This is a genomic window from Pseudomonas palleroniana (genome assembly GCF_022836895.1).
Taxonomy (GTDB): Bacteria; Pseudomonadota; Gammaproteobacteria; order Pseudomonadales; family Pseudomonadaceae; genus Aquipseudomonas; species Aquipseudomonas palleroniana.
Window position 1 is genome coordinate 99,408 of sequence record NZ_CP092411.1, and the last position, 26,213, is coordinate 125,620.

26 protein-coding genes and 1 tRNA gene are annotated in these 26,213 nt (G+C 61.0%); 13 read left to right on the forward strand and 14 right to left on the reverse strand.

Annotated elements, in window-relative coordinates; all coding sequences use genetic code 11:
• Positions 1-260: 260 nt before the first annotated feature.
• A complete protein-coding gene (locus MJP36_RS00410) occupies positions 261-701 on the reverse strand; it encodes a hypothetical protein (RefSeq protein WP_090367358.1) in 441 nt (146 codons plus the stop codon).
• Here MJP36_RS00410 and MJP36_RS00415 point away from each other — a divergent pair.
• Positions 700-1,155: a tRNA (cytidine(34)-2'-O)-methyltransferase gene (locus MJP36_RS00415; protein ID WP_003171120.1), complete on the forward strand. Its 456-nt coding sequence runs from the start codon at positions 700-702 to the stop codon at positions 1,153-1,155. The two genes, MJP36_RS00410 and MJP36_RS00415, sit on opposite strands and share 2 nt — an antisense overlap.
• 127 nt (positions 1,156-1,282) lie before the next feature.
• On the opposite strand, the gene secB is transcribed toward MJP36_RS00415, so the two are convergent.
• From secB to MJP36_RS00430, 3 genes are read right to left on the reverse strand one after another with little or no spacing between them, the layout of a single operon-like run.
• Positions 1,283-1,762 carry a protein-export chaperone SecB gene (gene secB / locus MJP36_RS00420; protein ID WP_090367361.1) on the reverse strand — a complete coding sequence of 160 codons (480 nt, stop codon included), beginning with the start codon at positions 1,760-1,762 and terminating at the stop codon, positions 1,283-1,285.
• 41 nt (positions 1,763-1,803) lie between these two features.
• A complete protein-coding gene (grxC, locus tag MJP36_RS00425) occupies positions 1,804-2,058 on the reverse strand; it encodes a glutaredoxin 3 (RefSeq protein ID WP_060754604.1) in 255 nt (84 codons plus the stop codon).
• Between the two features lies 1 nt (position 2,059).
• Complete coding sequence (locus MJP36_RS00430; protein ID WP_060754605.1) at positions 2,060-2,473, reverse strand: rhodanese-like domain-containing protein; 414 nt, start codon at positions 2,471-2,473, stop codon at positions 2,060-2,062.
• Positions 2,474-2,623: 150 nt separating this feature from the next.
• Between MJP36_RS00430 and gpmI the strand changes: the two genes are divergently transcribed.
• From gpmI to MJP36_RS00455, 5 genes are all read left to right on the forward strand, one after another.
• Positions 2,624-4,150: a 2,3-bisphosphoglycerate-independent phosphoglycerate mutase gene (gpmI, locus tag MJP36_RS00435; RefSeq protein WP_060754606.1), complete on the forward strand. Its 1,527-nt coding sequence runs from the start codon at positions 2,624-2,626 to the stop codon at positions 4,148-4,150.
• Between the two features lie 442 nt (positions 4,151-4,592).
• Positions 4,593-5,888 (forward strand): murein hydrolase activator EnvC family protein, encoded by a 1,296-nt coding sequence (locus MJP36_RS00440; RefSeq protein WP_090367365.1) that lies wholly within the window; start codon positions 4,593-4,595, stop codon positions 5,886-5,888.
• A 31-nt stretch (positions 5,889-5,919) separates the two neighbouring features.
• Positions 5,920-7,239 carry a S41 family peptidase gene (locus tag MJP36_RS00445; RefSeq protein WP_244384602.1) on the forward strand — a complete coding sequence of 440 codons (1,320 nt, stop codon included), beginning with the start codon at positions 5,920-5,922 and terminating at the stop codon, positions 7,237-7,239.
• Position 7,240: 1 nt separating this feature from the next.
• Positions 7,241-8,026 (forward strand): divergent polysaccharide deacetylase family protein, encoded by a 786-nt coding sequence (locus tag MJP36_RS00450; RefSeq protein ID WP_244384603.1) that lies wholly within the window; start codon positions 7,241-7,243, stop codon positions 8,024-8,026.
• Positions 8,027-8,090: 64 nt separating this feature from the next.
• Positions 8,091-9,422: a Vps62-related protein gene (locus MJP36_RS00455; protein WP_244384605.1), complete on the forward strand. Its 1,332-nt coding sequence runs from the start codon at positions 8,091-8,093 to the stop codon at positions 9,420-9,422.
• On the opposite strand, the gene MJP36_RS00460 is transcribed toward MJP36_RS00455, so the two are convergent.
• The 7 genes from MJP36_RS00460 to MJP36_RS00490 form a co-directional block, all read right to left on the reverse strand.
• Positions 9,375-10,130 (reverse strand): substrate-binding periplasmic protein, encoded by a 756-nt coding sequence (locus MJP36_RS00460; protein ID WP_104995272.1) that lies wholly within the window; start codon positions 10,128-10,130, stop codon positions 9,375-9,377. The genes MJP36_RS00455 and MJP36_RS00460 overlap by 48 nt on opposite strands.
• A gap of 66 nt (positions 10,131-10,196) precedes the next feature.
• On the reverse strand, positions 10,197-10,967 hold the full coding sequence (hisF, locus tag MJP36_RS00465) for an imidazole glycerol phosphate synthase subunit HisF (protein WP_244384606.1): 771 nt from the start codon (positions 10,965-10,967) through the stop codon (positions 10,197-10,199).
• 9 nt (positions 10,968-10,976) lie between these two features.
• A complete protein-coding gene (gene hisA / locus MJP36_RS00470) occupies positions 10,977-11,714 on the reverse strand; it encodes a 1-(5-phosphoribosyl)-5-[(5-phosphoribosylamino)methylideneamino]imidazole-4-carboxamide isomerase (protein ID WP_008435688.1) in 738 nt (245 codons plus the stop codon).
• Positions 11,715-11,753: 39 nt separating this feature from the next.
• A complete protein-coding gene (locus tag MJP36_RS00475) occupies positions 11,754-12,011 on the reverse strand; it encodes a DUF2164 domain-containing protein (RefSeq protein WP_060754613.1) in 258 nt (85 codons plus the stop codon).
• Positions 12,012-12,650, reverse strand: coding sequence for an imidazole glycerol phosphate synthase subunit HisH (gene hisH, locus MJP36_RS00480; RefSeq protein ID WP_244384608.1), 639 nt, complete (start codon positions 12,648-12,650; stop codon positions 12,012-12,014).
• Positions 12,650-13,243: an imidazoleglycerol-phosphate dehydratase HisB gene (gene hisB, locus MJP36_RS00485; RefSeq protein ID WP_017849940.1), complete on the reverse strand. Its 594-nt coding sequence runs from the start codon at positions 13,241-13,243 to the stop codon at positions 12,650-12,652. The genes hisH and hisB overlap by 1 nt, the downstream gene beginning before the upstream one ends.
• Positions 13,244-13,517: 274 nt before the next feature.
• A complete protein-coding gene (locus tag MJP36_RS00490) occupies positions 13,518-15,179 on the reverse strand; it encodes an OFA family MFS transporter (protein WP_060754615.1) in 1,662 nt (553 codons plus the stop codon).
• 327 nt (positions 15,180-15,506) lie between these two features.
• Between MJP36_RS00490 and MJP36_RS00495 the strand changes: the two genes are divergently transcribed.
• The 5 genes from MJP36_RS00495 to MJP36_RS00515 all read left to right on the forward strand — a co-directional run bounded on the left by MJP36_RS00495 (position 15,507) and on the right by MJP36_RS00515 (position 20,082).
• Entirely contained in the window at positions 15,507-17,723 is a 2,217-nt protein-coding gene (locus tag MJP36_RS00495) for an AsmA family protein (RefSeq protein ID WP_244384610.1), read from the forward strand.
• A complete protein-coding gene (mutY, locus tag MJP36_RS00500; protein ID WP_060754617.1) occupies positions 17,720-18,787 on the forward strand; it encodes an A/G-specific adenine glycosylase in 1,068 nt (355 codons plus the stop codon). The genes MJP36_RS00495 and mutY overlap by 4 nt, the downstream gene beginning before the upstream one ends.
• Positions 18,784-19,056 (forward strand): oxidative damage protection protein, encoded by a 273-nt coding sequence (locus MJP36_RS00505; protein ID WP_060754618.1) that lies wholly within the window; start codon positions 18,784-18,786, stop codon positions 19,054-19,056. The genes mutY and MJP36_RS00505 overlap by 4 nt, the downstream gene beginning before the upstream one ends.
• Before the next feature lie 103 nt (positions 19,057-19,159).
• Positions 19,160-19,235 (forward strand) — tRNA-Phe (locus MJP36_RS00510).
• A 172-nt stretch (positions 19,236-19,407) separates the two neighbouring features.
• Positions 19,408-20,082, forward strand: a complete 675-nt coding sequence (locus tag MJP36_RS00515; RefSeq protein WP_244384612.1) for a hypothetical protein — start codon at positions 19,408-19,410, stop codon at positions 20,080-20,082.
• Positions 20,083-20,101: 19 nt separating this feature from the next.
• Here MJP36_RS00515 and MJP36_RS00520 read toward each other — a convergent pair whose 3' ends face one another.
• A complete protein-coding gene (locus MJP36_RS00520) occupies positions 20,102-21,709 on the reverse strand; it encodes an ArnT family glycosyltransferase (RefSeq protein ID WP_244384614.1) in 1,608 nt (535 codons plus the stop codon).
• An 86-nt stretch (positions 21,710-21,795) separates the two neighbouring features.
• Positions 21,796-22,761, reverse strand: coding sequence for an arsenic resistance protein (locus MJP36_RS00525; protein ID WP_244384616.1), 966 nt, complete (start codon positions 22,759-22,761; stop codon positions 21,796-21,798).
• A 173-nt stretch (positions 22,762-22,934) separates the two neighbouring features.
• On the opposite strand from MJP36_RS00525, the gene MJP36_RS00530 reads away from it, so the two are divergent.
• Both MJP36_RS00530 and MJP36_RS00535 read left to right on the forward strand, forming a co-directional pair.
• A complete protein-coding gene (locus MJP36_RS00530) occupies positions 22,935-23,855 on the forward strand; it encodes an alpha/beta hydrolase family protein (protein WP_425226328.1) in 921 nt (306 codons plus the stop codon).
• A gap of 70 nt (positions 23,856-23,925) precedes the next feature.
• Positions 23,926-24,339 (forward strand): hypothetical protein, encoded by a 414-nt coding sequence (locus tag MJP36_RS00535; protein WP_090367384.1) that lies wholly within the window; start codon positions 23,926-23,928, stop codon positions 24,337-24,339.
• 119 nt (positions 24,340-24,458) lie between these two features.
• On the opposite strand, the gene gabP is transcribed toward MJP36_RS00535, so the two are convergent.
• Entirely contained in the window at positions 24,459-25,850 is a 1,392-nt protein-coding gene (gene gabP / locus MJP36_RS00540; RefSeq protein ID WP_060754624.1) for a GABA permease, read from the reverse strand.
• Positions 25,851-26,213 lie beyond the last annotated feature (363 nt).

Below are 26,213 nucleotides of genomic sequence, written 5' to 3' on the forward strand. Positions count from 1 at the left end.
GCCAAGCTGAGAAAAATCTGAAAACCAAAAACACCAAAGCCCCGTATTTCGGGGCTTTTCGCTTTCTGGAGACTTTTTTCGGTACAAATTACAAGTTCTGGCACGCGCCCTGCATTACCCCTTGTACAACCCAGTTTCGGGGACGTTGGTACAGGCAGGCCGAGAATCCCCTCTTTACACCGGGGCGCTTGATGCTAACAGCATCGTGCCCCACACCCGTTTTGGGAGCCCTGGTACAGGCAGGCCGGGAACTCCCTCTTTTATTCCTCCCGGAGATGGATCTCCAGCCGCCAGCGGCCGTCGGTTTTTCCCCCGTTCCACTCTCCACGCAACGGTCGCGCGGCCACCAGGTTGAGCAGCAAGCCGCGATCGGTCTTGCGCACGCGCCAGTTCACATCCTTGTCGTTGACCTTGAGTTGCCCACCGCCAGCCTTGCCCTGGGCGTCGAACAGCAACGCCACCGCGCCGTCGATATGCTCGCCGTGCAGCTTGGGTTCGCTGTTGAACCACACCACCATGCCATCCGCGCGGGTCTCGACCTGCTGCAACTCGACCGGGTCGGGTGTGGTCAGGCGGCCGATCATCAAGCCGATCATCAGGCCGACAATCGCCAAAGAGCCCATGACCCGTGGCAATAGCTTCGGCCTTGGGTCGTCTTCAGGGGTAGAATGCAACGCATCTTTGCCTTCGGAGCCGTGCATGTTTCACGTCATCCTTTTTCAACCAGAAATTCCGCCGAATACCGGCAACGTTATCAGGCTGTGCGCCAATAGTGGCTGCCACCTGCATTTGATCGAGCCGCTGGGCTTCGACATGGACGACAAGCGCCTGCGTCGCGCCGGGTTGGACTACCACGAGTACGCCACCCTCAAGCGCCACGCCGACCTTGCCAGCTGCCTGGAAAGCCTGGGCCACCCGCGCCTGTTCGCGTTCACCACCAAAGGCTCGCGGCCGTTTCATGATGCCAGTTTTGCCGAAGGCGACGCCTTCCTGTTCGGCCCGGAAAGCCGCGGCCTGCCGGCCGAGGTGCTCGACGCCCTGCCCGACGGCCACCGCCTGCGCCTGCCGATGCGTGAGGGCTGCCGCAGCCTGAACCTGTCCAACACCGTAGCCGTTGCCGTCTACGAAGGCTGGCGCCAGCTGGGCTTCAAGTAACCCCCATAACAAATGTGGGAGGAGGCTTGCTCCCGATGGCGGAGTGTCAGTCGACATCTATGTGACTGATACACCGCCATCGGGGGCAAGCCCCCTCCCACATTGGGTTCTGCGTCGGGGTTCGAGATTACTGAACCGTCGACGAACCTTCCTGTTGCATGCGCTGCAGCTCTTGAGCGTACAGGGCATCGAAGTTCACCGGAGCCAGCATCAGCGCCGGGAACGAGCCGCGGGTGACCAGGCTGTCCAGGGTCTCGCGGGCATACGGGAACAGGATGTTCGGGCAGAACGCGCCCAGGGTGTGGCTCATGGACGCTTCGTCCAGGCCCTGGATCAGGAAAATACCGGCCTGTTGCACTTCAGCGATGAAGGCCACTTCCTCGCCATTCTTGACGGTTACCGACAGGGTCAGTACCACTTCGTGGAAGTCGCCTTCCAAGGATTTCTGGCGGGTGTTCAGGTCCAGGGCAACGCTTGGGGTCCACTCCTGGCGGAAGATGGCCGGGCTTTTCGGCGCTTCGAACGACAGGTCGCGAACGTAGATGCGCTGCAGCGAAAATTGTGGGCCTTGGGCTTCTGCTGCTTCGGTATTCTGTTGGTCAGTCATCACAGATCCTTCTTAATCTTGGGGTCTTTAGGGTTTAGGAGTCAGACGAGCAGCAGCGCATCGAGTTTACCGGCGCGCTCCAGGGCGAACAGGTCATCGCAGCCACCGACGTGCCGGGTGCCGATCCAGATCTGCGGCACGGACGTGCGCCCCGCTTTCTGAGCCATTTCGGCACGCACCTGGGGTTTGCCGTCGACCTTGATCTCTTCGAAGGCAATGCCCTTTTTCTCCAGCAAGGCCTTGGCCCGCATGCAGTAAGGGCACCAATCGCTGGAATACACGACAACCTGGCTCATATCACTTCACCAGCGGCAGATTATCGGCCTTCCAGCTGCCGATACCGCCGGACAGTTTGGCGGCGGTGAAACCGGTCTTGAGCATTTCGCGGGCGTGGGTGCCGGCGTGCTGGCCTTGGGCGTCGACCAGGATGATGGTCTTGGCTTTGTATTTTTCCAGCTCGGCCAGGCGTGCGATCAGCTTGTCCTGCGGAATGTTCAGGGCGCCAACAATGTGGCCGCCGGCAAATTCCTTGGCCGGGCGAATATCCACGACAACGGCTTCATCCTTGTTGACCAGCGCGGTCAGCTCCGACGTGCTCAGGCTGCGGCCACCGCGGCTCATTTCATGAGCGATCAGCAGCGCCAGCAGGATGACAAAGGCACCCGCGAGCAGGTAGTGGGCAGTGGCAAATGCAATCAGGTGATCAACCATCAAGGAGGTTCCAGGGCGTTAAAATGGCGGTAAGTATACACAGCCGTCCGGGGGGGCCAACCCCCGTAAAGCGGTGACGTGGTGGGAACTTCGCTTTAAACTGCCACTCACTTTTCAATTCTCTTCCTTATTAGCGCCGCGAGAGGATCTATGACTACCACGCCTAAACCTTTGGTCCTGATAATTCTCGATGGCTTCGGACACAGTGAAAGCCACCACGACAACGCCGTGTATTCGGCCAACAAGCCCGTGCTGGACCGCCTGACCGCTACCGTTCCCAATGGCCTGATCTCCGGTTCCGGCATGGACGTGGGTTTGCCGGACGGCCAGATGGGCAACTCGGAAGTCGGCCACATGAACCTCGGCGCCGGACGAGTGGTATACCAAGACTTCACCCGTGTGACCAAAGCGATCCGCGACGGCGAGTTCTTCGAGAACCCGACTATCTGCGCGGCGGTAGATAAGGCAGTCGCAGCCGGCAAGGCCGTGCACTTCATGGGCCTGCTCTCCGACGGTGGCGTTCACAGCCACCAGGATCACCTGGTCGCCATGGCCGAACTGGCCTTCAAGCGCGGCGCCGACAAGATCTACCTGCACGCCTTCCTCGACGGCCGCGACACTCCGCCGAAAAGCGCGCAATCGTCCATCGAACTGCTGGACGCCACCTTCGCCGCCCTCGGCAAGGGCCGCATCGCCAGCCTGGTGGGTCGTTACTTCGCCATGGACCGCGACAACCGTTGGGACCGCGTGTCCCAGGCTTACAACCTGATCGTCAACGGCCAGGCCGACTTCAACGCCGCCACCGCACAGGACGGCCTGCAAGCTGCCTACGAGCGTGGCGAGAGCGATGAGTTCGTCAAAGCCACCACCATCGGTGAGCCGGTGAAAGTGGAAGACGGCGACGCCGTGGTGTTCATGAACTTCCGCGCCGACCGCGCCCGCGAGCTGAGCCACGTGTTCGTCGACGACGGCTTCAAGGATTTCGAGCGCTCGCGCCAGCCGAAGGTCGAGTTCGTGATGCTGACCCAATACGCCGCCAACATCCCGGCCCCTTCGGCATTTGCCCCGGGCAGCCTGGACAACGTGCTGGGCGACTATCTGGCGAAAAACGGCAAGACCCAGCTGCGCATCGCCGAAACCGAGAAATACGCCCACGTGACGTTCTTCTTCTCCGGTGGCCGCGAAGAGCCGTTCCCGGGCGAAGAACGCATCCTGATCCCGTCGCCGAAAGTCGCCACCTACGACCTGCAGCCGGAAATGAGCGCACCGGAAGTGACCGACAAGATCGTCGATGCCATCGACCACCAGCGTTACGACGTGATCGTGGTCAACTACGCCAATGGCGACATGGTTGGCCACAGCGGCAACCTGGAAGCGGCGATCAAGGCTGTGGAATGCCTGGACACCTGTGTCGGCCGCATCGTCGACGCTCTGGAAAAAGTCGGCGGCGAAGCACTGATCACCGCCGACCACGGCAACTGCGAGCAGATGTCCGACGAATCGACCGGCCAGGCCCACACTGCCCACACCACCGAGCCAGTGCCGTTCATCTATGTTGGCAAACGCGACCTGAAAGTGCGTGAAGGCGGCGTATTGGCGGATGTGGCGCCCACCATGCTCAAGCTGATGGGCCTGGAGAAGCCGAAAGAGATGACCGGCACCTCGATTCTGGTCTGACTCACCCTGATCGTTCCCACACTCTGCGTGGGAATGCCGCCGAGGACGCTCCGCGTCCCACTATTCTGCGTTTGGGTGACGCGGAGCGTCACGGGATGCATTCCCACGCGGAGCGTGGGAACGATCGAAGTACGTGTGGCTGCGTATTCGCCTGTTGAAACTGACCGGCCTGGAGAAACCAGTGGAAATGACAGCCACCTCAATCCAGGCCTGACTCACCACGATCGTTCCCACGCTCTGCGTGGGAATGCCGCCAGGGACGCTCCGCGTCCCACCGCTATTCTGCGTATTGGTGACGCTCTGCGTGGGAAGAAGGTAATGTCTTTATGCCATACCGCTGCCACTCGGCACCTATCTTGGCATCCCGCCCCAATTGGGCGTTTTTTTTGCAGCGCTTGGCGGGCATACTAGGCCGTCCCTTTCCCTGGTGTCGCCCGCCTCTATGCTTCGCGCCTTGATTACCCTCGCTCTCGTCTGCCTGCTCCAACCGGCTTTTGCCGATGAGCGCGCACAAACCCAACAACAGTTGGACGCAACGCGTCAGGACATTACCGAGTTGAAAAAACTGCTCGGCAAGCTCCAGGAAGAAAAATCCGGCGTGCAGAAAGACCTGCGCAGCACGGAAACCGAGATGGGCAAGCTGGAGAAGCAGGTCCAGGAGCTGCAAAAAGAACTAAAGAAGAGCGAGTCGGAACTGGAGCGACTCGACGCTGAGAAAAAAAAACTCCAGGGCGCCCGCGTTGAGCAACAACGCCTGATCGCGATCCAGGCCCGCGCCGCCTACCAGAGCGGCCGCCAGGAGTATCTCAAGCTGCTGCTCAACCAGCAGAACCCGGAGAAATTCGCGCGCACCCTCACCTATTACGACTACCTGAGCAAGGCCCGCCTGGAGCAATTGAAGGGTTTCAACGAAACCTTGCGCCAATTGGCCAACGTGGAGCAGGAAATCGCCGACCAACAGTCGCAGTTGCTCGACCAGAAAAGCGCCCTCGACACCCAGCGTGACCAGTTGGACAAGGTCCGCAAGGAACGCCAGCTGGCGCTGGCCAAGCTCAACGACGATGTCAAAGCCCGCGACGCCAAGCTCCAGGCCCGTGAGCAAGACCAGGCCGACCTGGCCAAAGTGCTCAAGACCATCGAGGAAACCCTGGCCCGCCAGGCTCGCGAGGCAGAAGAAGCGCGGCAAAAAGCGCTGATCGCCCAGCAGGAAGCGGAAAAAAAGCGCCAGCGTGAGGCCGAACTGGCTGCCACGACGGATGCCCCGGCGCCCCGCAAACCCGCGCATTCCGCACCTGGCCCGCTGGTTTCCAGTGCGGGAGAATCGTTCGGCGGCCCTTTTGCTTCAGCTCGCGGAAAACTTCCATGGCCTGTTGATGGTCGATTGTTGGCTCGTTTTGGGGAAACCCGTGGCGATGACACCCGCGCCAAGTGGGATGGCGTGATGATCAGCGCCGCTGCCGGCAGCCAGGTCCACGCCGTCCACGGCGGGCGTGTGGTGTTCGCCGACTGGCTGCGCGGTGCCGGTTTGCTGGTGATTCTTGACCACGGTAATGGCTATTTGAGCCTTTACGGCCACAATCAGACTTTACTCAAGTCGGCAGGTGATGTTGTAAAAGCCGGTGAATCCATCTCCACTGTCGGTAACAGTGGTGGCCAGGACACCCCGGCGCTGTATTTCGCTATTCGTCAGCAGGGTCGCCCGAGCGATCCCGCACAATGGTGCAGAACCCAAGGATAAGGGTCGCGCCTACATTAGGAGTTCGTTCGACATGCTGCATTTGTCCCGCCTCACTTCGCTGGCCCTGACGATCGCCCTGGTGATCGGCGCGCCTCTGGCTTTTGCCGACCAGGCCGCACCGGCTGCACCCGCCGCGACCTCCGCAGTGACCACCAAGGCGCCGTTGCCGCTGGAAGAGCTGCGTACCTTTGCCGAGGTGATGGACCGGATCAAGGCGGCCTATGTCGAACCCGTAGACGACAAGACCCTGCTGGAAAATGCCATCAAGGGCATGCTCAGCAACCTCGACCCGCACTCCGCCTACCTCGGCCCGGAAGATTTCGCTGAGCTGCAGGAAAGCACCAGCGGCGAATTCGGTGGCCTGGGCATCGAAGTGGGCTCCGAAGATGGCCAGATCAAAGTGGTGTCGCCGATCGACGACACCCCGGCGTCCAAAGCCGGTATCCAGGCCGGCGACCTGATCGTGAAGATCAACGGCCAGCCCACTCGCGGCCAGACCATGACCGAAGCCGTCGACAAGATGCGCGGCAAGCTCGGCCAGAAAATCACCCTGACCCTGGTACGCGACGGCGGTGCTCCGTTTGACGTGACCCTGGCCCGCGCGACCATCACGGTCAAGAGCGTGAAGAGCCAGTTGCTGGAGTCGGGCTACGGTTACATCCGTATCACCCAGTTCCAGGTCAAGACCGGCGACGAAGTGGCCAAGGCCCTGGCCAAGCTGCGCAAAGACAACGGCAAGAAGCTCAACGGCATCGTGCTCGACCTGCGCAACAACCCGGGCGGTGTGCTGCAGGCGGCGGTGGAGGTGGTCGACCACTTCATCACCAAAGGCCTGATCGTCTACACCAAAGGCCGGATCGCCAACTCCGAGTTGCGCTTCTCGGCAACCGGCAATGACCTGAGCGAAGGCGTGCCGCTGGCGGTATTGATCAACGGCGGTAGCGCCTCGGCCTCGGAAATCGTCGCCGGTGCCCTGCAGGACCAGAAGCGTGGCGTGCTGATGGGCACTACCAGCTTCGGCAAAGGCTCGGTGCAAACCGTGTTGCCGCTGAACAACGAACGGGCCCTGAAGATCACTACGGCGCTGTATTACACGCCCAATGGCCGCTCGATCCAGGCCCAGGGCATCGTCCCGGACATCGAGGTGCGCCGCGCCAAGATCACCAACGAGACCGATAGCGAGTTCTACAAGGAAGCTGACCTGCAGGGTCACCTGGGCAATGGCAACGGCGGTGCCGACCAGCCTACCGGCAGTGGCGCGAAAGCCAAGCCGATGCCGCAGGACGACGACTATCAACTCGCCCAGGCGCTGAGCCTGCTCAAGGGCTTGAGCATCACCCGCAGCCGTTGATATGCGTTTTGCCCTGATCATCGCTGTACTGTGCAGCCTGGCAGGGGTCGCCCACGCGACCCCTGGCGGCGAGCCACAAAAAGCCTACCTGACCCTGATCATCGACGACCTTGGGCAAAACCTGCCGAGGGATCGCCGCGTGCTGGCCCTGCCTGGGCCGGTGACCACGGCGATCATGCCCGACACGCCCCACGCCGCCGAATTCGCCCGCGAGGCCCACAAGGCCGGCAAGATCGTGATCCTGCACATGCCCATGGACCCGGCCACCGGCCCGTTCGCCTGGCACCCCGACCTGCCGATCGAAGAACTGGGCAAACGCCTGGATGCCGCCTTCCAGGCGGTGCCCTACACCGCCGGCATCAACAACCACATGGGCAGCCGCATGACCGCGCAACCGGCCGCGATGGCCTGGTTGATGGCTGAGTTGCAACGGCGCAACAAGTTCTTTGTCGACAGCCGCACCAGCGCGCAGACCGTCGCCGCTGCCGAAGCGCAGAAGATCGGCCTGGCCAGCGTCTCGCGGGACGTGTTTCTCGATGACGAACGCACCGAAGGCGCAATCACCACGCAACTGCAAACCGCGATCAAGCTGGCCCACAAGCAGGGCTCGGCGGTGATGATCGGCCATCCCTACCCGCAAACCCTGGCGGTGCTGGAGCGGGAGTTGCCCAAGCTCAAGGCGCAGGGTGTGGAGTGGATCGATATCAAGTTGATGATCAGCGTGCGCAGCAATCAAGCGATGGCCGGCCACGGAAAAAACGGCACCTATTCACCCGCGCGTAGATAAGTACTGCCCCGCCCTTGCAGCATTCTTCGATAGTCGCTCCTCCCATTCATCGGAGAGCTTTCGAATGCCCCATCTACAGTTCAAAGACCTGCTCATCAGCTTCACCAGCGAATTCCTGCCGCTCTGGAATGACCTCGGGTCCGGCGCTCACAAAGCGGTCAGCCTGTGGCGCCCCAGCACCTCCGCCGACGCCCTGGGCCAGTTTTTCCCCGTGGGCGATATCGCCACCGACAGCTATCGCAATATCAACCAGCGCAAGATCGTCGCGGTGGTCAGTGACGCGAATAAAGTCGACGGCACCGCCCTGCGTTCGCCGGAAGACTACCAACTGGTCTGGAAAGACACGGATTCAGGCGCACGCACTGACTTTTCCATATGGCGGCCGCTGGCGCCCGAAGGCTATGTCGCCATGGGCCTGGTGTGCGGCGTGGGCTATGAAAAGCCTTCGCGCAACGCCGTACGCTGTGTCCGCGCCGACTTGGTCGTCAATGCAAAACCCGGTGACTTGATCTGGAATGATTACGGCAGTGGCGCCTCCAAGGACTTCAGCGCCTGGTCGATCACGCCTCCGGACGCAGAGCCTGGAGAGATCTACCTGGCACCTGGCACCTTTATCGGCAATGCACGCTACGCCAAGCCTGATCTGCCGACCTACGCATTGCGCCTGGACCTGACCGCGCAACCGGGCGAACCATTATCCCCACCGGCACTGACGGGTTATGAACCACCTGCAACAGAAGAAACTCCTGCTCCGCCGCTGGTCTGTGAACTGCCCTGGTTCTGCGTGAAGGACCCGGAACTGAGCACAAACGAGCAGTTGCTATCGTCGCCGACCTACCGACTGGAGCGCACAGACCGCCATCAGTTTGCCGGTTTCGGGCACAACACCAGCGTCACCAGCCAACCGTTCATGTGGACAGCGACCAAAGGCGAGATCGGCGATTACTCGCTCGCTCTGTCAGCCATCTCTCGCGTTTCGATGTGGCGCAAATGGTCGGCGAGCCTGCGCCCGTTCCAGTTGAGCTTCTCGGCGAACCTGGAGCCGGCCTTCACTCATACCCAGCGGTCCGCCAAAGGTTGGAACTATGCCTCGCCCCTGGAAATCATCACCTACATTCCGGCCCAAAAAGCCGTGGCGGCTTACCTGATCCAAAGCGAATACCGCTTGCTGCGCCAGGACGGCAGCCAGGTGGCGGCGACCGTCACTTACATCAACGGCGATCACATTTACATGAGTGAGTATCCCAAGGATCAGCCGGCACCCGACGTCAGCAAGACTGAGTTGCCCGAGCCCCTACCCACAACCGAGGTGGCGCTGGAGCACGCCGCTGCACAGACAGAACCGGCGCTAGAGATAGCGGGCCATGATCTCGTCAATGAAACCATCGCCCCGTAACTGATCGAGCGCGGCCTGGAGCTTGGCTACCACGTCGTCGGGCACATCCTTGTTCAGCGCCAGGTACAGTTGGGCACTGTTAAAGCGCAGTACCGTCTTGAGCCCGGTCACACCGACCTGGCGCGCCAGGTAACGCCCGGCGGGATCACCGGTGGCCCACAGGTCGATCTGGCCATCCAGCAGCTTCTGCGCATTGTCCTGGTCGCGCAGTACGACTAACGGCTTGAGACCCTGTTTTTCCAGGGTCTCGGCAATCGCGTCGCCCTTGTAGGCGCCTACCTTGTAATGCCGGGCGTGCTCCAGGTCCGGCAGCTGGATAGTGCTGTCAGCCTTGGCCAGCATCACCCAGTCGTCCGGGCCGATGGGGCCGACCCATTTGAACAAGCCTTCACGGTCCGGCAGGCGCGCCATCACGAACACGCCGTAGCCGGGTTTCTCCAGGGCGAGTTTGTAGATTCGTTCCCAGGGGAAACGCAGGGTTAGGTTGTAGGAAATGCCGGCACGCTTGAAGGTTTCACGCACGATGTCCACGGCGATGCCTTCGATGTTCTCGTCCTTGGCGAAGTTCTTGCCGTTTTTCGCCATGTTGTAGGGCGGGAAGTTTTCCGTCAGCAACACCAGGGAGGCGTCGGACGGCGCTTCGGCATTCGCCGAGCCGGCCAGCACGGCGTAAGAACTGGCGAGGGCGAGCAGCAGGTGTCTGAACATGAAGGTTACCGGAATCCATGGCAAGCGCAGAGAGTGCCCCGCGCCTGCCAGGGTGTCCAGCAGCGTTTAGCGAACGATGATACCGCGCGCCGCCATGTACGCCTTGGCTTCGGGAACGGTGTATTCGCCGAAGTGGAAAATACTCGCCGCCAGCACGGCGCTGGCGTGGCCTTCGATCACGCCGTCGGCCAGGTGCTGCAGGTTGCCGACACCACCGGAGGCGATCACCGGAATGCCCAACGCATCACTGATGGCACGGGTAACGCCCAGGTCGAAGCCGTTTTTCATGCCGTCCTGGTCCATGCTGGTCAGCAGGATTTCACCAGCCCCCAGGCCCTCCATCTTCATCGCCCACTCTACTGCGTCCAGGCCGGTGGGCTTGCGACCACCGTGGGTGAAGATCTCCCAACGCGGGGTCTCACCCGGGCCGGAAACCTTCTTGGCGTCGATGGCGACGACGATGCACTGCGAACCGAAGTGTTGCGCCGCTTCACCGACGAACTCCGGGTTGAACACGGCAGCGGTATTGATCGAGACCTTGTCCGCCCCCGCGTTGAGCAGGTTGCGGATGTCTTGCACGGTGCGCACGCCACCGCCCACGGTCAGCGGGATAAATACCTGGCTGGCCATGCGCTCCACGGTATGCAACGTGGTGTCGCGGCCGTCGACGCTGGCGGTGATGTCGAGAAAGGTAATCTCGTCGGCACCTTGCTCATCGTAGCGACGGGCGATTTCCACCGGGTCACCGGCGTCACGGATGTTCTCGAACTTGACGCCCTTGACCACGCGACCATTGTCGACGTCCAGGCAAGGGATGATGCGTTTGGCCAGCGCCATGGTCAGTCCTCAGCCGTTGTAGGCATCGCAGTAAGCCTGGGCTTCGGCGACGTCCAGGGTACCTTCGTAGATCGCGCGGCCGGTAATGGCGCCGATGATGCCAGGCGCCTTGGCGTCCAGCAGCGACTTGATGTCACCCAGGTTGTGAATGCCGCCGGATGCGATCACCGGAATTCGGGTTGCCGCCGCCAGCGCTGCGGTAAACGGTACGTTGCAGCCCTGCATCATGCCGTCTTTGGCGATGTCGGTATAAACGATGGCAGACACGCCGTCGGCTTCGAACTGCTTGGCCAGGTCGATCACCTGCACGGTGCTGATCTCAGCCCAACCGTCGGTGGCGACGAAACCGTCCTTGGCGTCCAGGCCCACGATCACTTTGCCTGGAAATGCACGGCAGGCTTCAGCCACGAACGCCGGGTCTTTCACGGCCTTGGTGCCGATGATCACGTAGCTCACGCCAGCCTTGACGTAGTGCTCGATGGTTTCCAGGGAGCGGATGCCGCCGCCGATCTGGATCGGCAGGTTCGGGTAGCGCTTGGCAATGGCGGTCACCACCTCGCCGTTGACCGGCTGGCCTTCGAAGGCGCCGTTCAGGTCCACCAGATGCAGGCGACGGCAACCCCCTTCCACCCATTTGGCGGCCATGCTCACCGGGTCATCGGAGAACACGGTGGAGTCTTCCATGCGGCCTTGGCGCAGACGTACGCAGGCGCCGTCCTTGAGATCGATAGCGGGGATAATCAGCATCTGGCAAACCTTATTCGATATTCAGCAATGCTTGGGAAGTCAGGGCTTCTCAAGCGACCACAGGTCGCTTTCGATGCTTTCGAACCTTTCTTTAAGGAGCGTCTGCGTGTCGAAAATCGCCCGGTTGTAATAGTGCGGCGCTACTTCGGTGGTGAACAGCTCAAGAATCTCGGCCACCTCGAACGAGCCCAGCGTGAGCTCGAAGCGGTCCTCCATGAAGACCTTGATCTTGTGGGTAGCCTCACGCTCCTGTTCGGGCGTGAGGTTCAGGATCGGCGGCCTGGGCTTCTTGGCCATTTACCAGCGACCATCCCACGCGGCGAAGTTCTGCAGCAATTGCAGGCCATGGGTGTGGCTCTTCTCCGGGTGGAACTGCACGGCAAAGCGCGAACCTTCGGCCAGCGCTGCGGCGAAGTCGACGCCGTAATGCCCGCCACCCACCACCTGGCGCGGGTCACCGGCGGCAATGTAGTAGCTGTGCACAAAGTAGAAGCGCGCCAGATCCGGAATGTTGTGCCACAGCGGGTGTTCCACTGTCTGGCTGACTTCATTCCAGCCCATGTGCGGGACTTTCAGGTGGGCGCCGTCTTCGTGCAGGTCCTTGCCGAAGAACTTTACCTGGCCGGGGAACAAGCCGATGCAGTCAACGCCATCGTTCTCTTCACTGCGATCGAGCAAGGCTTGCATGCCCACGCAGATGCCGAGGAACGGGCGATCCTGGCTGACTTCACGCACCAGGCTGTCAAAGCCCAAGCGGCGGATCTCAGCCATGCAATCGCGGATCGCGCCCACACCAGGGAACACCACCCGGTCAGCTTCGCGAATCACGTCGGCATCGCTGGTGATCAGTACCTTGCCGGCACCTACATGTTCGAGGGCCTTGGCCACCGAGTGCAGGTTACCCATGCCGTAATCGATAACCGCGACCGTCTGCATTACAGGACGCCCTTGGTCGAGGGCATTTGCCCGGCCATGCGCTCATCCAGCTCCACGGCCATGCGCAGGGCGCGGCCGAAAGCCTTGAACACGGTTTCGATCTGGTGGTGGGTGTTGGTGCCGCGCAGGTTGTCGATGTGCAGGCTGACCAATGCGTGGTTGACGAAGCCCTGGAAGAATTCCTGGAACAGGTCGACATCGAAGCCGCCCACGGTGGCGCGGGTGTAGGGCACGTGCATCTGCAGGCCTGGGCGACCGGAGAAGTCGATGACCACGCGCGACAGCGCTTCATCCAGCGGCACATAGGCGTGACCGTAGCGACGGATGCCTTTTTTGTCGCCGATGGCTTTGGCAAAAGCCTGGCCCAGCGTGATGCCCACGTCTTCCACTGTGTGGTGGTCGTCGATATGCAGGTCGCCCTTGCTGACGATATCCAGGTCGATCAACCCATGACGGGCGATCTGGTCCAGCATGTGCTCAAGAAAAGGGACGCCGATATCAAATCGGGCCTTTCCGGTGCCATCCAGGTTGATCGAGGCTTTGATCTGGGTTTCCAGAGTATCGCGCTCGACGGACGCCTTACGTTCGGCCATCACCAACTCCGCAAAATCATTGGGCGAAAAAGGCAGCCATTATAGGGGTGCGGGCGCTAAACAGAAACATCGAAGGGGACAAGACTGACGAGTTGAAGCGAGGATAGACATGTGCATACATGTGAAAGCCTGTAGTGAGCGGGCTCGCCCCGCGCTGGGTGGCGCAGCCGCCCCAAATGCGGGCACCGCGGTTTTCCTGAAACACCGCGGCGCGTTCTCGTTGGGGCGGCTACGCCACCCAGCGCGGGGCAAGCCCGCTCACTACAAGGCTGTATCAGTGGAACAGGACTGCGGTTTTCTGCAGGGTCACCCACACACCCCACGCCAACGGAATGCCCACTACCAGCCATGCGGCGATGGCCAACGGCACGCTACCGGACGCTGCCTTCCACTCCAGGGAAGTGGTGGCATCCGCGCCCTTGTCATGGCCCAGCGCCTGTTCGGCGGCCAATTCGGCGTCGGTCATGAAGTACTTGTCGGCCACCGGACGTACCAGCATGTTGCAGATAAAGCCCAGCACCAATAGCCCGGCGAGGATGTACAGGGTGATGTCGTAGGCCGCAGCTCGCTCAACACCGATGCTCAACTGATACTCACGCAGGTAGTTCACCAGCACCGGACCCAACACGCCCGCCGCGGCCCAGGCGGTCAGCAGGCGACCGTGGATCGCGCCGACCATCTGGGTGCCGAACAGGTCGGCCAGGTAAGCCGGAACCGTCGCGAAACCACCGCCGTACATCGACAGGATGATGCAGAACGCCGCCACGAACAGCGCCACGTTACCCAGGTGCCCCAGGTTCGGAATCAGCGCATACAGGGCAAAGCCCAGGGCGAAGAACACAAAGTAGGTGTTCTTGCGGCCCAGGTAGTCGGAGAACGACGCCCAGAAGAACCGGCCACCAATGTTGAACAAGCTCAACAGCCCCGTGAAACCGGCCGCGATCGCCGCAATGGAAGCCAACTGCCCCGCATCCAACTGACCGAACGGCACATCGACACCCAGCAACTTGCCGCCAAACACTTCCTGCAACAGCGGCGAAGCCATGCCGAGGATGCCGATACCGGCGGAAACGTTCAGGCACAGCACCAGCCATACCAGGCGGAACTGCGGGGTTTTCCAGGCCACGTTCACATGGACATGACGGTGAGTGATCATCGCATTGCTGGCTTTTTTCGCCGGAGCGGTCCAGCCCTCAGGCTTCCAGCCGGTCGGCGGGACGCGGTACGACAAGGCGCCACCAATCATGAACACGAAGTAAATCGCCGCCATCACCAGGAAGCTCTGCCAGACGCCTACGCTGGTTGGCGACGCAAAGTGGCCCATCAGCGCCGCGGCCAGCGGTGCACCGACCATCGCGCCGCCGCCGAAGCCCATGATTGCCATGCCGGTCGCCATGCCGCGTTTGTCCGGGAACCACTTGATCAGGGTCGATACCGGCGAGATGTAGCCCAGGCCCAGGCCAATGCCGCCAATGACCCCGGAGCCGATCCACATCAGCCAGATCTGGTGGGTATAGATACCCAACGCCGAGATCAACAGGCCGCCGCACCAGCACAGAGCCGATACAACGCCCGCCTTGCGTGGCCCGGCGTGTTCCAGCCAGCCACCCCAGATCGCTGCCGAGCAACCCAGGAAGATGAAGAACAGTGTGTAGATCCAGCCCAGCATGGAGATGGGCCAGTCACATTGGGATGAGAAAACTTGGGCAATAAAGCTCATGTCCGGCGCGCAGGCGACCGGCGCGGTGATGCCCAGCGCCTTGGACAGCGGCAGCCAGAACACCGAGAAACCGTAGGCCATGCCGATGCACAAGTGAATGGCCAGGGCGGCCGGCGGAACCAGCCAGCGGTTGAACCCGGGCTTGGCGATGATGCGTTCCTTGGACAGGAACGCAGGCTGCGCGACAGTACTACTCGTCGCAGTGCTAGTGCTCATTGGTGTTTCCCCCAGTTATTGATTGTTGTTCGTCGGGCGCTCTCTCACTCGGCCTTACACGCAAAGCGATGGCCGTTTTTGTTGAGGAGAAGCTCCTTAAGGGCGCGACGCAGTGTCGCAGAAGGCAGACGAACCCGCGCAGATTAGCACCTGCGGATGACAGAAAAACCAAACTGATATCACCTTTTTCGCAATAACTGTATTTTTTGGCGCCAAAATCCCGTTTCACAGGGTCTAGATACAATGTAACGATCCGTGAACTGACGAGAGCCTGCGGGCGTTATACTCTTCGGCTAAATTTTGAATTCGACATACAAGGACTCGCCCATGAAAGCGTTCGGCAAAATCCTGGGTCTGGTACTTCTCGGGCTGTTGCTGATCATTGTGGCCCTGGGCTTCGCCCTGACCCACCTCTTCGATCCCAACGACTACAAAGACGAGATTCGCCAGATTGCCCGCGACAAGGCCCACATCGAGCTGACGCTCAATGGCGACATCGGCTGGAGCCTGTTCCCCTGGCTGGGCCTGGAGCTGCACGAAGCCAGCGTCGCCACCCTGACCAACCCGACCAAGCCATTCGCCGACCTGCAGATGCTCGGCCTGTCGGTGCGCGTGTTGCCGCTGCTGCGTCGTGAAGTGCAGATGAGCGACGTGCGCGTCGAGGGCCTCAACCTGCGCCTGAACCGCGACAAGCAAGGCCACGGTGACTGGGAAGACATCGGCAAGAACGTGCCTGTGGCGAGCGCCGACGCCCCGGTTCCCGCTCCCGTGCAAGCACCTGCCGAGCCGGAGCCTGAAAAACCGCCGAAGCCGATCCGCCTGGACATCGACAGCCTGACCATCAACAACGCCCGCGTTGAATACAACGACGAGCAGACCGGCAAGCAGTTCAGCGCCGAAAGCATCCAACTGAGTGCCGGCGCCGTCCACGAAGGCGCCAGCATCCCGCTGAAACTCACCGCATTCCTGGGCACCAGCCAACCGCTGATGCGCGTCAAGACCGAGCTCACCGGCAACCTGCGCATCCAGAACGCCCTCAAACGCTATCAGCTCGAAGACATGCGATTGAGCGGCGAGGCCACCGGCGAGCCGTTGCAGGGCAAGACCATGACCTATTCCACCCAGGGTCAGGTGCTGGTAGACCTGGCGGCCAATATCGCCGAATGGACCAACCTGAAACTGTCCGCCAACCAGTTACGCGCGCTGGGTGAACTCAAGGTCAACGACCTGAACAAAACCCCGCAGCTCAACGGTGCCCTGTCCATTGCCCAATTTGACCTGGCCAAGTTTCTCGAAAGCGTCGGCCACCCATTGCCGGCGATGGCCGAGGGCAGCCTGAGCAAGGTCGAACTGGTCAGCCGCCTCAAGGGCACGCCTACCAGCGTGGCCCTGGAAGACCTGAACCTCAAGCTGGATGGCAGCACCTTCACCGGTCGCGTTGCCGTGGATGACTTCGCCAAGCAGTCCCTGCGCGTGCAGCTCAAGGGCGATACCTTCAATGCCGACAACTACTTGCCGCCTAAATCCGAGTCCGCCAAAGGCGCCGCCGCCGCACGCCAGGCTGAAGTCCAGAACAGCGAAATGGGCGCCATGGCCGCCGGTGGCACCACACCACTGCCGGACGCCCCGACCAAAGGCGCCTGGAGCACCGACAGGCTGCTGCCGCTGACCCGCCTGCGCACCCTGGATGTGAACGCCGACCTGGCCTTCGGCCAACTGACCCTGAGCAAGCTGCCGATCCAGAATGCTGCACTCCAAGCCTCCGGCATCGACGGCCAACTCAAGCTCGACAACCTGAGTGGCGGTCTCTACAACGGTACGTTCCAAGCCAACGGTACGCTGGATGTGCGCCAAGACATCCCGGTCGTGGCACTGCAAACCCATATCAAGCAAGTGCCGGTCGAACGCATCCTGCAGGCCCAGGGGCAAAACCCGCCGGTGAAAGGCCAGGTCACCCTGGACAGCAACCTCACAGGCCGTGGCAACAGCCAGAAAGCCTTGGTCGACAGCCTCAACGGCACCGCCAGCTTTGTGATCAACAACGGCATGCTGCTCAATGCCAACCTTGAACAGCAACTGTGCACCGGCATCGCCCTGCTCAACCGCAAGACCCTGAGCAGCACCCCACAGGGCAAGGACACGCCCTTCCAGGAACTGCGCGGCAACCTGACTTTGCGTAACGGCGTGGCCAGCAATCCAGACCTGAAAGTGCGCATCCCGGGCTTGACGGTCAACGGCAACGGTGACGTCGACCTGCGCGTACTGGGCATGGACTACCGCGTCGGCATCATCGTCGAAGGCGACAAGCGCGACGTTCCGGACCCGGCCTGCCAGGTCGGCAGCAACTTCCAGGGTATCGAAGTACCGCTACGCTGCCGTGGCCCGCTGGAGTTGGGCGCCAAGGCCTGCCGCCTGGACAAGGATGGCTTGACCCAGGTGGCGCTCAAGGCGGCCGGCAACAAGCTCAGCGACAAGCTTGAAGAGAAGCTCGACAAGGTCAACCCACAGTTGAAAGACGCCCTGAAAGGCCTGTTCAAGCGATGAGAAACGAGCAATTTTCACAGGCGGTGCTCGACTGGTACGACCGCCACGGGCGCCATGACCTGCCCTGGCAACAGGGCATCACGCCTTACCGGGTGTGGGTCTCGGAGATCATGCTGCAGCAGACCCAGGTCAGCACGGTGTTGAACTACTTCGATCGCTTCATGGCCTCGCTGCCGACGGTCGAGGCCCTGGCCGCCGCGCCGGAAGACGAGGTGCTGCACCTGTGGACGGGCCTGGGTTACTACACCCGTGCCCGCAACCTGCAGAAGACCGCCAAGATCGTCGTCGCCGAATACGGCGGCGAATTTCCCCGCGATGTCGAAAAACTCACCGAGCTGCCCGGTATCGGCCTGTCCACCGCCGGCGCGATCGCCAGCCTGAGCATGGGCCTGCGCGCCCCGATCCTCGACGGCAACGTCAAACGCGTGCTCGCGCGCTTTACCGCGCAAGAGGGCTACCCCGGCGAACCCAAGGTCGCCAAGCAGCTGTGGGCTACCGCAGAGCGCTTTACACCGCATGACCGGGTCAACGCCTATACCCAGGCGATGATGGATATGGGCGCCACGCTCTGCACGCGCAGCAAGCCAAGCTGCCTGCTGTGCCCGCTGGAAAAAGGCTGCGAAGCCCACATGCTCGGCCTGGAGACGCGCTACCCGGTCCCCAAGCCGCGCAAGACCATCCCGCAAAAGCGCACACTGATGCCGCTGCTGGCCAACACCGAAGGCGCGATCCTGCTTTACCGACGCCCGTCCACGGGCCTGTGGGGCGGTTTGTGGAGCCTGCCGGAGCTCGATGACCTGGAAGACCTGGACCACCTCGCCAACCAGCACGCGCTGGCGTTGGGCAAGCAGCAGCCACTGCCCGGGCTGATCCACACCTTCAGCCACTTCCAGCTGGCCATCGAGCCCTGGCTGGTGCAGGTTGAGGAAACCGTCCATCACGTGGCCGAGGCCGACTGGCTCTGGTATAACCTCGCCACCCCGCCGCGCCTGGGCCTCGCCGCCCCGGTCAAAAAATTGCTGAAGCGCGCGGCCGATGTATTGAACGCAGGAGAGTCGTCATGACCCGCACCGTAATGTGCCGCAAGTACAAAGAACAACTGCCGGGCCTGGAACGCCCACCGTATCCGGGCGCCAAGGGCCAGGATGTGTTCGATCACGTGTCTGCCCAGGCATGGGCCGACTGGCAGAAACACCAGACCCTGCTGATCAACGAAAAACGCCTGAACATGATGAACGCCGAAGACCGCAAATACTTGCAGGGCGAAATGGACAAGTTCTTTTCCGGCGAAGATTACGCCAAGGCCGACGGCTACGTGCCACCTGCTCAATAACTGATCAAAAACCGGGGTCGGAACGTAAGCGACGGTAATAATTAAATATTTTTTGAAAACTTGCTTGACGACCCCCTGAAAAACCCGTTTAATGCGCCCCGTTGCCCAGATAGCTCAGTCGGTAGAGCAGGGGATTGAAAATCCCCGTGTCGGCGGTTCGATTCCGTCTCTGGGCACCACTAATACCGAAAAACCCCAAGCGAAGATGATTCCTTGGGGTTTTTTATTGCCCACGATTTAACGCCGGCTGGACGAACTCAGGGCCACGCCGGACTGCCCCAAATTGAAGCTTGTTTATCGTGCGGCTCAATCGTCTAGTTTTTACATTTCTGGCTGCAAGGTAGTGATTTCATGACCCGGTATTTGTCCTGCGCGCTGTTACTGCTGGCTGCACTGCTCAGCGGATGCGCCACGCAAATGGATGTTTCGATCAACGCAACGCCTGATCCGGACTATCACTTTGATCGAGAGGCAACCGTACTGGTGACGACCTCCGTTGGCGGCAATGCGCAGAACACGCTCAATGCGCGCTACTACCTTCGAGACATGGTCAGGGCCATGAAGGAGCAGGGCTTTCGCAACGTGTTCACTGACACCACCCTGCCTCAGAACCCCGCGCCGATCAGAATGACCGTCACGCTCGATGTCGACAGCCGCCAGGTCACTTACCGCTACACCGCCACCGAGTACGGCCAGGTGCCGACCAGCACTACCACTGAGTGCAAGAAGAGCAAGAAAAAAGACGATCAACTGACCTGCACCAGCAAACCCAATACCACCTATGGCCCAGTGGGCACCTCGGAGCGAACCGGCTACACCACGCTCACCACGCTCACCGCCACGGCTCGGGACGAAGCGAGCCGGCGCGCGGTGTATGTGCTTCGGGCAACGTCCTACAACGAGGATTGCCAGGCGGCCAAAGTCGAGGCGTTCCTGGTTGAACAGGGTTTGCAGAACCTGAATTTTCAGGATCGCGTGCAACGCAACTACACCGTGAAGATGCCGGAGGGCTACCAGTGCAAGTAGCCTGCACTGGACCCGCAGTTTAATTGAGCAAAAACACCATCAACGGATTGTCATTCAAGCGCCCTTCGAAGCTGGGCGCCAGTTGCTCCACCGGCGTGCCCTTCAATAGCGCAGTCTCTTTACGCGAGACAATCACCCAGGATGGACGCGGCAACGCGTTCAACTTCTCAAGCTCGTTACGCCCCACGAACAGCGGCTGCTCATCGTGGTCCAGGTTCATCATGTAGCGTATGGCCCAGGTGTCCCGCGCCAGATCGACAAACACCAACGGGCCGGGCTGCGATACCCGAAGTGTTTCTACCCGGCTGACGAACCGCTGCGTATCGAATTGCAGGTCCTTGGCCGGCTCGATCACCGCCACCAGCAGCAGCCATTGCGCCGCCAGCGCGACCACACTGAGCGACACCAACCTCAGCTCCCGCCGCCAGGCCACCAGGGCCGCCACTTGAAGAATGACCAGCACACCGATCAGCAGCGGCAGCGAAACATCAGGCCAGTAACCGTGCTTTTGCCACGCCTGTCGACAGACGAAGAGCACAACCACGCCCAAGGCCGGTAGCGCTGCGACAAGCCATTCATAACCGCGACGTACACCCACCAACCAATTTTGCGCGTAAAGCAGCCCATAGGCGGCGACAGCGGCAAACATCGGCACCATCGGCAGGATGTAGTAAGCACGCTTGAAGTGTGGCACCGACAGGCCGAGCAAAATCATCAAGCCACACGCACCCAAACGCCAAAATAGCTGCATGTCCTCATTCGCCCAACGCTCAGACCAACGATGACGCAGCGCAATCAAGGTCGCCAGCGCCAACGGCACCACAGGGAAGTAGCGATACAGACTCAGCTTGAAGTAGAAATAAAATGGCTCGCCCGACTCATCAAGACGGCCACCCACCTGCATCTTGAACACTTCATCGGCAAAGGCATCGCCGCCACTGATACGTGCCAGCTTCATCAGCAGCCACCAGCACGCCGCAAGCAGCACCAACCCGACAACGCCGTGGACCAGCACCTGCTTGACCCTCTCGCCTGGCCGAGCCAGCGCCCAATACACGCACACCACCCCGCACACCTCGATCAACCCCAGCGGCCCGCGAATCGCGAAGCCCAGGACGAACAGCGGGAACACCGCCAACTGCCGTATCCGCGAACCCAGACGCTCGCCGCTGTGCAGCAGATAGAAACTGCCGATGCACAACAACGCGACCATCTGGTCCAGGCATACCGAGCGGGATTTTTCCAATAACTGGGTCGTGAGCAGCGTCAGCAACACCGTGAGCAGCGCCCAAGGACGGCCGGCAGGCGCCAGCAAGCGGTAGATCAGGGCGACCACACCTGCCGAGGCGAGCGCCGTAGGCAGCACATTCGCCAAGTGATTCGGCGCACCAAACAACCGGGCAAACACAAAACTGAAGAAAGTCGCCGTGCCGGGGTAATCCGCATACGGCTGACCATAGGTAGTAGGGAAAAGGCTCGCACCATGGCGAAACATTTCCTGCATAAACAGCGCCCAACGCCCATCAAAACCCTGGGGCTGCTGATCCCAGATCCCTAGGGTGAATAGCAGTAAGGCGATCAGAAAAATGCCCAGGGACTCCAGGCGAAAACGACTGCGGTGATCCATCGATTGTCCTTTCAGGTAGGGTGCGCCGACTTATGGTGCCGCAGCCCGTCCTGAATGACGCCTGAACAAAACCCAACATTCACGCTTTACCGATTGGCGGGCCACACCCACCGAGGCACCAGCCGAATGTAGATCAGCTCCCCCACCAACTCGACCAGTGTTTGCAGGATGACTGCCGTTGCGGCAATACCTCGCACCTCTTCGGGCAGAGCCAACGCCAGGGGCAGCACCACCAGCGAATTGCGGGTCGATGCACTGAAGGTCACCGCCCGAGCCGTCACCGCGGGCAAAGCAAACAACTTCGATGCAAATGCGCCCGTCAGCGGCGCCAACAACAGGAAGCCCAGGTAGACCGGAACCACCGGCAACAACAGGCCGATATCGCGCACCACTGCGCTGATCTGCCCGCCGATCACCACAAACAGCACCAGCGCCATCGCCGGCACCGGCAGCCAGGCCCAGGCATTGCTCCACGCGCCGACAATCTTGGAGCGGCGCGCCAGAGCCGTGGTCAGCACCGCAAGGATCATCGGCGCCACGATCAACCCCAGGAATGCCTCGACAAACGGCCCCACCGCCACCACCCCCTCGAACTGCGCGCCCAACAGGAAACTCAGGTAAACCGGCAGCAACACCAATTGCAGCAACAACAGCAGCGGCGTCGCCGCCAGCATTGACCGCGAATCGCCCTTGCCGATATGGGTAAACACCACCACGTAGTCGATGCACGGCGTGAGCAGCACCAACAGCGCCCCCACCAGCAACCCCGGGTGCTCCACCAGTCCAAGTGTCAACGCCCATACGAGCAATGGCACCAGGACAAAATTGGCCAGCAACAATGCCCAGATGAAGCGTTTGTTGATCAAGCCCTGGCGCAGGTCCAGAAACGGAATTTGCAGGAACATCGCGTACATCAGCACCGCAATGGCGGGCATGACCAGCATGCCAAGCCCCTGGGCCGCCACGGGCGCGAGCAAGCCGAAGCAGGCAGCCAGCAGGACCGCCGCAAAGTAGACAGGGATTTGATGGTGTTCGAGGGTGTCGCGGGTCATGGGCCAACTCTGTTCAATCAACACGATCGCAAGCCTGGGCGGCCGACGCGATACACCGAGCATACCGGCACTTTCTGCACGCATGGCAGGTTAAATTTGGTAATTTCGGCTTCTTATAAAAAAGCGCATGAGTCTCCAGGCTTACCCTACAAGCGCATGGATTGAGGCAACCGATGAACCTGCCGACCCGACCTGCCCCGGAAACCTTTCGACAAGCTGCCGCCGACGGCTACCCTATCGGCGGCTTCACCTGGCGGCACATCCGTACCGACCCAACACGCCCGGTGGTCATCATCAACGCCGCCACGTCCGTGCGCTGCCGCCATTATTCACGCTTTGCCGACTATCTGTTTGCCAATGGCTTGGACGTCATCACTTACGACTATCGCGGCATCGGCGAATCCAGGGACGGCTCCCTGCGCGGCTTCAAGGCCTCTTGGTCAGATTGGGGCGTGCTGGATTTCGAGGCAATGCTGCAACGGGCTCAGCGAGAATTTCCCGGGCAACCGATTGATGTGGTCGCCCACAGTTTCGGCGGTTGCGCTGCCGGGCTGGGGGCATCGGGAGCGGTGATTCGGCGGGTTGTCACGGTAGGCGCGCAGTTCGCCTACTGGCGCGATTATCACGCAAGCGAACGCTGGCGCATGCTTGCCAAATGGCATGTGGCGATGCCCTTGCTGACGGCACTGTGCGGTTACTTCCCAGGCAAGCGCCTGGGCTGGTTGGAGGACACGCCGACGGGCGTGGTGAAGGATTGGGCCACACCGACCTCGAGTTACGAAAGACGCCCCAGCGGTCGCATCCTGGGTGAGCTGCCATTTAGCCGCGTGAAGGCGCGGATACTGGCCATCAGCATGACCGACGACCCGTTTGGCACCGTGGCGGCCATCGAACGGTTACTGGGCTATTTCAACAACAGCGAATGCACTCACTGGCGGATTGCCCCCGAAAATATCGGCGAGAAAAACGTCGGACATTTCGCGTTCTTCCGTAGCGAGTACCAGAACCGACTATGGCCCATAGCACTGGCGTGGCTACAAAAAGGCAAGATGGCAGACGGTACGCCCGGGCACCGAGTGACGGAACGCACGTAGATTCCCTTGGGATTTCACCCAACCTGCGCTTCAATACCCGACCCCGATCCTGAACCAAGGACGCAAGCCCATGGCTTCGCCAAACAAACAGCAAAAACGCGCCCACCGGGCAAAGGCCAAGGCCAAGCAAAACCGCACCCAACGCGCCGTCGCGGCGAAGCCGGATGCGTTCGCCGGCGATGACAGCCGTATCGACCTTGAATCGGTGGATTTGACCGAGCTGTTTGTTGAAATGCGCACAGCCGGTGAAATCAGCCAGCAGGCGCTGTGTGCGGCATTCCTGTCGCACCCTTTGCTGGCACTGGTGCTGGAGCAGGAAGGCGAAGAGGAAGCCACCGATTTTATCCTGGCGGCGCTGATCGAGTATCGGCAGTGGGCCACGGACAGCGATGACGAAGCGGCGGCGCTGGCGTGGATCGAATCGTCAGAGTTCCAGGCCGATTACGTGGCAGCCTCCCAAGCGCTCGCGAACTCGGAAGGCTGACGCAGAACGAAATGTGGGAGGGGGCTTGCTCCCGATAGCATCAGGTCTGTCAGAGCATCTGGTACTGACACACCGCTATCAGGAGCAAGCCCCCTCCCACATTTTTGTTCTGCGGCGTGTCAGTTCAGTACTGCAGCACCCACTCTTTGAGCCTTGCGACGGCTTGCCACAACCAACCCCGCCAACACCACCAACAAGCTCAAGATGCCGGTCGCGATAATCTCGACCCGATGCGCTTCCTGGAACAGCATGACGGTCAACGTACCGACGATGAACACCATCACCGCGTAGGTCAGGCCCGGGAAGAGCCACATTTTGAACGCGATCTTCTCGCCCGCCGCCGTGCGCTTCTGGCGCATGCGCAGTTGCGACACCGCAATCACCAGGTACACCAGCAACGCAATGGCACCGGAACTGGCCAGCAGGAACTCGAACACTGCCGCCGGCGCCACGTAGTTGGCAAACACCGCCAGGAACGCCGCGCCAGTGGACAGCAACACCGCCCAATAAGGCGTGCCGCTCTTGTTGGTGCGCTTGGACACAGCCGGCGCATCACCGCGACGCCCCAGGGAGAACAGCATGCGCGAGGCGGTGTACAGCGCCGAGTTCAGGCAGCTGGTCACGGCAACCAAGACCACCAGGTCGACGATCAGCTTGGCATTCGGGATGCCCATGCGCTCCAGCACCGTCTGGTAGGAACCTACCGCCGCTAGAGTCGGATCGTTCCATGGCACCAGGGATACGACGATAAAAATCGACAACAGATAGAACAAACCAATCCGCCAGATCACCGAGTTGGTGGCCTTGGTGATTTGTTGGCCGGGGTTCTTCGATTCAGCCGCCGCGATGGTGACGATCTCAGTGCCCATGAACGAGAACATCGTCGTCAGGATGGCCGCCAAGACTGCGCCGATGCCATTAGGCATGAAGCCCTGGGTGTCGAACAGGTGCGAGACGCCACTGACCTGGCTGGTTGGCAGGAAACCGAAAACCGCCGCCAACCCGAGGATCACGAAGCCGACGATCGCCACCACTTTGATCAGTGCAAACCAGAACTCGAACTCACCGTAGTTCTTCACGCTGAACAGGTTGGTCGCCGTCAGCAGCAAGGTGATGATCAGGGTAAACGCCCAGATTGCCACGCCGGGGAACCAGGCATGAAGGATGGTCGCAGCGGCGTTGGCCTCCAGCGGAATCACCAGCACCCAGAACCACCAGTACAACCAGCCGATGGTGAAACCGGCCCAATGGCCGATCGCACGGTCGGCATAAGTGGAAAACGAACCGGTGTCCGGCGACGCAACGGCCATTTCGGCCAACATGCGCATCACTAATACCACCAGCGTACCGGCCGCCGCGTAGGCCAATAACACGGCCGGGCCGGCTGCTGCGATCGCATGGCCGGAGCCGACAAACAAACCGGCACCAATAACGCCGGCAATCGACAGCATGGTGACATGACGCGGTTTGAGCCCCTGTTCGAGGTCATTGGAGCTTTGCGTACTACTCATTGACACACCTTTGCGAGGAATTGCGAAAACGGTCCGTCCCGCCTGCAGTCTTTCTCGTGAAAAGAAACCAACGGGGCGTTCTTTATTTTTTACGCAAGATTTGCGCCAAAATGTTACAAAGCCGCGATTGACGCGGGCTGTAGGACGATTCAACAACCGACGCAAGTCATTGAGAACAATGGCATTCCGCTATAGCGTTACCGTGCGACCCACTTTCAAGACGAACAAACGCACCAAAAGCACACACAAAAAGTACGTGACGCCTCATAAAAGGGCTGATAAGCACCGTTTGCCCGGTTAACCCTTCCAACACCCGCCCAAAGCTGGCACCATCGCGCCCTTTTTTACGCGAAGCCTGTGGAT

Excerpts from the sequence above, each read along its gene's own strand:
- MJP36_RS00450 (WP_244384603.1), top strand. The coding sequence starts at position 7,241 with ATGCGTTTTGCCCTGATCATCGCTGTACTGTGCAGCCTGGCAGGGGTC.
- hisA (WP_008435688.1), bottom strand. The coding sequence starts at position 11,714 with ATGCTGATTATCCCCGCTATCGATCTCAAGGACGGCGCCTGCGTACGT.
- MJP36_RS00410 (WP_090367358.1), bottom strand. The coding sequence starts at position 701 with ATGCACGGCTCCGAAGGCAAAGATGCGTTGCATTCTACCCCTGAAGAC.
- mutY (WP_060754617.1), top strand. The coding sequence starts at position 17,720 with ATGAGAAACGAGCAATTTTCACAGGCGGTGCTCGACTGGTACGACCGC.
- MJP36_RS00475 (WP_060754613.1), bottom strand. The coding sequence starts at position 12,011 with ATGGCCAAGAAGCCCAGGCCGCCGATCCTGAACCTCACGCCCGAACAG.
- MJP36_RS00505 (WP_060754618.1), top strand. The coding sequence starts at position 18,784 with ATGACCCGCACCGTAATGTGCCGCAAGTACAAAGAACAACTGCCGGGC.
- MJP36_RS00430 (WP_060754605.1), bottom strand. The coding sequence starts at position 2,473 with ATGGTTGATCACCTGATTGCATTTGCCACTGCCCACTACCTGCTCGCG.
- MJP36_RS00415 (WP_003171120.1), top strand. The coding sequence starts at position 700 with ATGTTTCACGTCATCCTTTTTCAACCAGAAATTCCGCCGAATACCGGC.
- MJP36_RS00495 (WP_244384610.1), top strand. The coding sequence starts at position 15,507 with ATGAAAGCGTTCGGCAAAATCCTGGGTCTGGTACTTCTCGGGCTGTTG.
- MJP36_RS00440 (WP_090367365.1), top strand. The coding sequence starts at position 4,593 with ATGCTTCGCGCCTTGATTACCCTCGCTCTCGTCTGCCTGCTCCAACCG.
- gabP (WP_060754624.1), bottom strand. The coding sequence starts at position 25,850 with ATGAGTAGTACGCAAAGCTCCAATGACCTCGAACAGGGGCTCAAACCG.
- hisB (WP_017849940.1), bottom strand. The coding sequence starts at position 13,243 with ATGGCCGAACGTAAGGCGTCCGTCGAGCGCGATACTCTGGAAACCCAG.
- MJP36_RS00525 (WP_244384616.1), bottom strand. The coding sequence starts at position 22,761 with ATGACCCGCGACACCCTCGAACACCATCAAATCCCTGTCTACTTTGCG.
- grxC (WP_060754604.1), bottom strand. The coding sequence starts at position 2,058 with ATGAGCCAGGTTGTCGTGTATTCCAGCGATTGGTGCCCTTACTGCATG.
- gpmI (WP_060754606.1), top strand. The coding sequence starts at position 2,624 with ATGACTACCACGCCTAAACCTTTGGTCCTGATAATTCTCGATGGCTTC.
- MJP36_RS00520 (WP_244384614.1), bottom strand. The coding sequence starts at position 21,709 with ATGGATCACCGCAGTCGTTTTCGCCTGGAGTCCCTGGGCATTTTTCTG.
- MJP36_RS00535 (WP_090367384.1), top strand. The coding sequence starts at position 23,926 with ATGGCTTCGCCAAACAAACAGCAAAAACGCGCCCACCGGGCAAAGGCC.
- MJP36_RS00490 (WP_060754615.1), bottom strand. The coding sequence starts at position 15,179 with ATGAGCACTAGCACTGCGACGAGTAGTACTGTCGCGCAGCCTGCGTTC.
- MJP36_RS00460 (WP_104995272.1), bottom strand. The coding sequence starts at position 10,130 with ATGTTCAGACACCTGCTGCTCGCCCTCGCCAGTTCTTACGCCGTGCTG.
- hisH (WP_244384608.1), bottom strand. The coding sequence starts at position 12,650 with ATGCAGACGGTCGCGGTTATCGATTACGGCATGGGTAACCTGCACTCG.
- secB (WP_090367361.1), bottom strand. The coding sequence starts at position 1,762 with ATGACTGACCAACAGAATACCGAAGCAGCAGAAGCCCAAGGCCCACAA.
- hisF (WP_244384606.1), bottom strand. The coding sequence starts at position 10,967 with ATGGCGCTGGCCAAACGCATCATCCCTTGCCTGGACGTCGACAATGGT.
- MJP36_RS00455 (WP_244384605.1), top strand. The coding sequence starts at position 8,091 with ATGCCCCATCTACAGTTCAAAGACCTGCTCATCAGCTTCACCAGCGAA.
- MJP36_RS00445 (WP_244384602.1), top strand. The coding sequence starts at position 5,920 with ATGCTGCATTTGTCCCGCCTCACTTCGCTGGCCCTGACGATCGCCCTG.
- MJP36_RS00530 (WP_425226328.1), top strand. The coding sequence starts at position 22,935 with ATGAACCTGCCGACCCGACCTGCCCCGGAAACCTTTCGACAAGCTGCC.
- MJP36_RS00515 (WP_244384612.1), top strand. The coding sequence starts at position 19,408 with ATGACCCGGTATTTGTCCTGCGCGCTGTTACTGCTGGCTGCACTGCTC.